The following is a 6,173-nucleotide window of genomic DNA, read 5'->3' on the forward strand; positions in this document are numbered from 1 at the left end:
TAGAAATAAGTATTTTTAATAACGATGTTTTCATTGAATACTCCATATGTTTTTTATTTTTTTAGCTATTTATTTATTGTTATATTTTATTCAAATTCTGAACAACTATAGTAGCCTATCAATTCTCCATTTTTGTTGCTGAATAAGGGTACCTGGTTCATTTCACGTAGATACTGATACTCATAGGCACTGATTTTTCCCTTACTCAAAGACTGTAAACGAAATACTTCACATCCTTTATCACCATCTTCAGACACAGGTTTTGATGGAATGGTATAACTACAAGATACATCAAGGTAATCAGCTTCACCATTTAAATCAAAATATGATTCATAGCGTGGGTTATTAATTCTATATCGTAAGTTTTTCTTACCTGGTCTGAAGCGGTTAGGAACGCTGGTGAGAGGATTTAAGTTAGTACCAACCACTTCAGCATTTTCTATATTACCAATACCGTAACCAAGCTCTACGGTCATTAATAAAGAGCTTTCTGTTTCTTTTGCATAGCATGCCAGTTTTTCAGGGCGAATATCTTTAATACATTGAGACCATGCATTAATAACACTATCACTACTATGCTGTATCAAAACATGAGATGACTTACTGCCTTCATAATTGTAATCGGTACCTGAACAGTTTTCTTTTTTCCATTGATTTGCAGATTGACCGCTACCACCAATAGTAAAAATACCAATAACATCCAGCTCTAAACCGCCACCTCCACCACCAGAGCTTGACTCGTGGCTACATAACCATTTTTTTAAAGCAATTTTAGCCTCATAGTTTGACGTTGACTCATAAGTTTGCAAAGTACCATCAACTAATATTTGATTACAGTATTCATAATAATCAGCTGCAGATACCATTAATGGTAGAGTTGCTAAGGCAATGCTTAAGCATTTTAGTTTCATGAAGAAAGTCCTTATGTTTGGTATTAACACTAAGTAATACTGTTTTTAGTCATTAAGAAAGTAGTTAGCTATTCAAATGATAATTTAGATATAAAGCAATTAGATAGATTTGATTAAATAAAATCTATCGATTATTATCGATTTACACAAACCACTCTCAGGATGACTTTATAAAAAAAATGGTAATCTATTACAAGGTATTATTGTCCAATATAGACTAAAGTATAATACCCTTTAAAAACTACTTGCTTTCGAGAGTATACGACTAACTACATGTTTAAACTTTTTGACTACCTAGTTAAGCAGTACACAGAGAAACACGATGTATAGGCATAGGTGAGGGTTAAATAGCAATTGTATTTTTAACGATTGTAGCCTCAAGTATGTACTAATGCTAACAGGGTTATGAGTACAACGCTGACACAGCTATCACAGAAAAATGGGTTTTTAGTCGAATTTTTAATCAGTATTATGTGTTGCTGATATAGACTAAAATAAATAAACAAGAAGTTTAGGTGGAAATAAAGATTGGTGAGCGATCTCACCTAGAAGTAATCACTGAAATATTTAATCATTTTATTTTGACTTCAAATGCTCGATTTGAAGAAAAAATATTTACTTATGAAAATCGTTTGGAATGGTTTTCACAATTTAACCCTGAAACTAAACACCAGATTTATGTAGCTATAAAGGATGGAAAAGTGCTTGGTTTTGCTTGCTCTCAACCTTATCGGATGGGTATGGCTTTTAGGGATACAGTTGAGGTAACAATCTACTTGCATGAAGAAGCCAAAGGTATGGGGATAGGGACAGCATTGTACACACGTCTATTTTCAGCGTTATCAGCTCAAGGTGTGCATCGAGCGCTTTGTGGTATTGCTCTACCGAATGAGGCATCAGTAAACTTACATAAACGATTTGGGTTCAGTGAAATAGGTGTGTTTAATGAGTATGCCAAGAAAAATGGGGAGTATATAAGCTCTATTTGGCTGGAAAAGTTGTTTACATAGCATTGTACTTTCTGATGAGGTATTCAAGAGTGATCATATAGCGATGTTATTAGTTTTTATTTATTTATAGGGTAGTCGCTCATATAAATTAAGTAAGAAGAGAATCTTTTGAAATATTGACTTGTTTTTGTGTCATTGTAGGCTCAGGGACTATGTTGCGGGGGCTAAACGGACTACTTATAGAATATCTAACACCATCTTACATGGATAGTAAAACTGCACTCGCTACACTGCTTGGTACGCTTTGTGATTTTCATGTCCATGGGATATACTCTATGGTTTGTATATCTGGCGTGACATCACTACTACAGGATTAAAGTCAGCATACAAAAAAATGAATTAAGCCTAATTCAAAAAAGCAAACTTTTTCGCTATGGTGTGGATGCAAGGTTTTATTTGACTTTGTTTCCTCAATTTTTTAACGGAATCTTCTGATATTGTTGCTAAACTCTTATTTATCGCAGATGTGATTTGGAGGGAGGATGAAATATTTATATTTAGTGATTATATTGTTTTATAGCCAGACAATAATTGCGGAAAATATTTTTATTGTTTCAGGTGAAAATTGGGGGTTTATTTTTAACTCTCCGAAACTGGAAACACATAGGGACGGTATATCAGAAACCGGTTATCAGTTTCAAGCATCTTCTCGCGAGGGATTTATTGTATCTGGGTTTGTAGAGCCTGCTTTGGGAAAAGGCCGCTCACCTGAAGAGTGTAAGAGTTTCTATTGGTCAAAGGCATTACGGAATCCAAATATCTTGAGGGACACAATAACAACTGTTAAAGGTGGCCATTTTTCAATAGTAAATTATCTTGTTGACGTTGAGTATAAGGCAAAGAGATATATTCAAGCAAATACTAATTACTATGGATTTCGTGAAGGAAAGTGCATTGATGTCCATGTGTCTCAAATATTTCCTTTTTCTAAAGATATTGATTTCAGTAATTTGCTTGAGTTTGGAAAAACTTTCAGATACTACAGATAAATTTATAACTTAAGGTTACCTCTAAAAATAGTGATTTTTTTGTGAAAGCAGGGAAGTACTGCACGTTGGAGTGCTGTGTATAAGGAATATTTAAGACTAGCAGAGCCATGAGGCCAGCCCTGACATAGTTATCAAATAAAAAGCACATTTTTAGAAGTACCCTTAATGCTATATAAAGGCTTTTTTGGTATAAGCGATGAAAGATTATGATGAAGAAGAGTTAAAAAAGTTGTTGTTAGATCAGAAACAAAATATTGGACTAAATTCTGAGGAAAAATCTATAAGAAGAAGCTGAAAAATTATTGGGGCAGTTTGGATATTTTTTTCTATATTATCACTAAGTTTTTGTGCATTTGAAGTTTACTTAGGAAACAGTTACATCGCACTGTACTTGTCAGTTGTGATTTCTCTATCTGCATTGATAGTTGCTTGTGGCTTACGAAAATGTGAAAGCTGGTCATGGTTACCATCAATGATTATTGCAATATTAATGTTACCAGCTTTACCCATTGGGACAATAGTAGGTGGCTACTCAATTTTTATTTTAATAAAAGGTAAAGATATTTTTGAGTGATAATTTTATAGCGTCAAGCAGTCATTACAAACTGAGTATGAACTACTATAAATAATGTATTTTAGCTATTGCTATGAACTCTTGGCAGCCTATTCTAGGTTTTTTTTTGTACAGTTTGATTTATCCTCGATCATGTACTGTACCACATAATCGAGGTTTTTTTGATTTAACAGACTAATTAATTGTACTGTTTCTATAGCATAACCTACAGCTTATTGTACTCGGACTGTTACACCTAGTGCTTCATCAAAAAGATCTGCAACACTAAATACATTAAGACCACCGCAATCCCCGACATGGGAACCATAAGCCTTATAATTAAAAGACCAGCCTCCACCGCTATCACCACCAATTGTGACATCACCGTTCATGCGTACGAGGCGTTGTGTGTTGATTCCATTAAAGGTACAGCTAACAGAGGTAGCACTTACATCAAGACTGCAATCCCTTTTATTTGAAGATCGCCCAAACATACAAATTGATTCGCCAATACTGATATTAGCGCGTGCTTCAAGGGATGTCACATTTCGTATGTTATTATTTTGATCAGCATAGAACTGTGCGGGCTCAGTATAAGTGGACGTTTTCCATTCTACATCACCCCATGCTCCTCTATGTTGCCCTTTATGAACTAACGGATGATAGGCGTAGGGAGGATGATCTATTTGGTTGATTCCATCACAATGCCCTGCAGTAGTGACACCTGTTGTACCACTACTGTTTTCAACAGACCAACCTGATGTGCATTCAAAAGTGTTATCGTCGAGCACTCTCATCCCGCCAAAAGCCAGTTCTGCGATACCCACTGGTTTTTTACTAATAGTCACATTTACATTACTTTGTAGCGAGATGGGTAACTCAGATACTACTTGGCTAGGAAAGTTGAGTTTATCAGTTTGTTCTGCAACTAATACGTCAATTCTACCTGCATTTCTAAAGTCAAATGAAGTAGCGAAATCTTTATAACCTAGTTCCTTTAAATTACTTTGAATTTGATACGCTCGACTCTCTAATTCCAAGAATGAAAAAGGTTGATGATCGACAATATTGATATCTATTTTTGATTCAGCGAGCAGATTGTATACTAGACTTGGTGCCGTACCTTTTACATATAAAGAAGGTGTGCCACCTGGTTGTTCAGATAACACCGATCCTACAAATAAGTCTGGGTGAGATTTAGCTAATCGCTCTGCTACAGCACCTACTGCTGCAGCTGCATTATAATCAGCTCTGGCTTCTTCAATAGTCCATCCTTTTGCTTTAGCGACTAACTTTAAGTCAGTAGCTAAAGCCTCTTCTTCAGTTTGTATTTTAATTTTAGTGGCATCAACCGCCTCATGGCTTTCTATTTTACCCTGTGAGAAAGCATTACTACTAAACACCAGAGCTATGCCCATAGCGATTAGTACAGTTTCCTTGGCCATAATAACCTCACTGTTAACATCGTTAATGTTTAACAAAATATTTTCAAGGGCTTGCTAAAAATAGTAAAACTTAATCTCTTATGTCAACAGCATAAGATTCCATATAGGTAATATGGTAATCAATATATTTTTCAATACATCTGGTTTGTAGATGATTTATATGTTCATCTTTAAAAATAAAGGTTTATGATTTGGTGTCGTGGTTTTCTCCTTTTTATTAATTTATTGTTTTTTGGGTGATAAAAAAAGAGTATGGTGAATGTATTAAAGCGTTTTGTGGATGTTTGTTTGGTTTTTAAAACTATTTATTAAAAGTGTAGCTGAAAAATAGTGAACATTCCCTCTGTGGTATTAAGTTTATATGATTGTTAATAATGCATATTTAATATGTTTGATATGATCTTGTTGTTGCGGTCAAATTAAGATAATGTACCCTTCGTGAATAAATTTTATGGTTCGTTTTTCTGTTTTAAAAGCGCTGTGTTTACTTTAAAAAGCAATATATCATTTAAACGCAAGTGATGATTTTAAAGCTTCTCTGTGCAGTAAGAAAAGGATACTAATATGTTTAATAATTCGAATCCGTCAACTCGGAGGCTTATGTTTACTTGAATTGATACTTTGTAGAATAATGTTCTGATCGGCGCCTTTCTGATGAAAATACGGGACTAAGAAGCTAAAAATATTAGATTTTTCTTTTGTAAGTTGTAACTTATCTGTATGTATGAGGCTGTTACATTTTATTATTTATACTTTTAACGAACTCTTTTTATGCTTCTTAAGTGCATGAAGTTTGTTGTCAGTGTTTGATAACAAAGCAAGACGAAATAGTTATATACATATACCAATAGTGATTCATTTGCGAAGGGTATATAAATTTTGAGAGTGAGTATTCAATTCCGCTATTATTGCTCTTCACCAAAGTTACTTATCATTCCTACTGATATGTAAGTATGTATACAAAAATGAGCATTGATTTTATAACTATTGAAGTAAACCTGGTGTCGTTCCTAGAACATAAGTGAAAGTTGAGCAGGAAATGTTCTTGAAGATGAGCTTAACGTACTCATAGTACTCACGCATGCTCTTATTGAAACTCGCTTTACTTTGTTACCAATCTATATTTTATATGTCAACCAAAAATGTTTTAAGTACGCTAACTTTGAAGGCTTATGTATGAAAATATGGAGTGGAGAGGATACAATTGGAACGGATTTTTATTTGGTAACGAATGAAGCGATTTATATTGATAATTTTGATAGTAA

General features: G+C 34.1%; 4 protein-coding genes. 2 read left to right on the top strand and 2 right to left on the bottom strand.

Annotated features, from left to right (window positions below; genetic code table 11):
* Positions 1–86: 86 nt before the first annotated feature.
* Positions 87–911 carry a hypothetical protein gene (locus tag KCG35_RS23275; RefSeq protein ID WP_215822257.1) on the bottom strand — a complete coding sequence of 275 codons (825 nt, stop codon included), beginning with the start codon at positions 909–911 and terminating at the stop codon, positions 87–89.
* Between the two features lie 515 nt (positions 912–1,426).
* Between KCG35_RS23275 and KCG35_RS23280 the strand changes: the two genes are divergently transcribed.
* Complete coding sequence (locus KCG35_RS23280; protein WP_215822258.1) at positions 1,427–1,921, top strand: GNAT family N-acetyltransferase; 495 nt, start codon at positions 1,427–1,429, stop codon at positions 1,919–1,921.
* Between the two features lie 482 nt (positions 1,922–2,403).
* On the top strand, positions 2,404–2,910 hold the full coding sequence (locus tag KCG35_RS23285; RefSeq protein WP_215822259.1) for a hypothetical protein: 507 nt from the start codon (positions 2,404–2,406) through the stop codon (positions 2,908–2,910).
* Between the two features lie 786 nt (positions 2,911–3,696).
* Here the strand turns inward: KCG35_RS23285 and KCG35_RS23290 are convergent.
* Positions 3,697–4,908, bottom strand: a complete 1,212-nt coding sequence (locus KCG35_RS23290) for a chymotrypsin family serine protease (protein ID WP_215822260.1) — start codon at positions 4,906–4,908, stop codon at positions 3,697–3,699.
* Positions 4,909–6,173 lie beyond the last annotated feature (1,265 nt).

This window comes from Zooshikella harenae (assembly GCF_018837975.1).
In the GTDB taxonomy this organism is placed as follows: Bacteria; Pseudomonadota; Gammaproteobacteria; order Pseudomonadales; family Zooshikellaceae; genus Zooshikella; species Zooshikella harenae.

Bases quoted from the DNA above. Each gene is read 5' to 3' on its own strand.
- KCG35_RS23275 (WP_215822257.1), bottom strand. From the start codon at position 911: ATGAAACTAAAATGCTTAAGCATTGCCTTAGCAACTCTACCATTAATG.
- KCG35_RS23285 (WP_215822259.1), top strand. From the start codon at position 2,404: ATGAAATATTTATATTTAGTGATTATATTGTTTTATAGCCAGACAATA.
- KCG35_RS23290 (WP_215822260.1), bottom strand. From the start codon at position 4,908: ATGGCCAAGGAAACTGTACTAATCGCTATGGGCATAGCTCTGGTGTTT.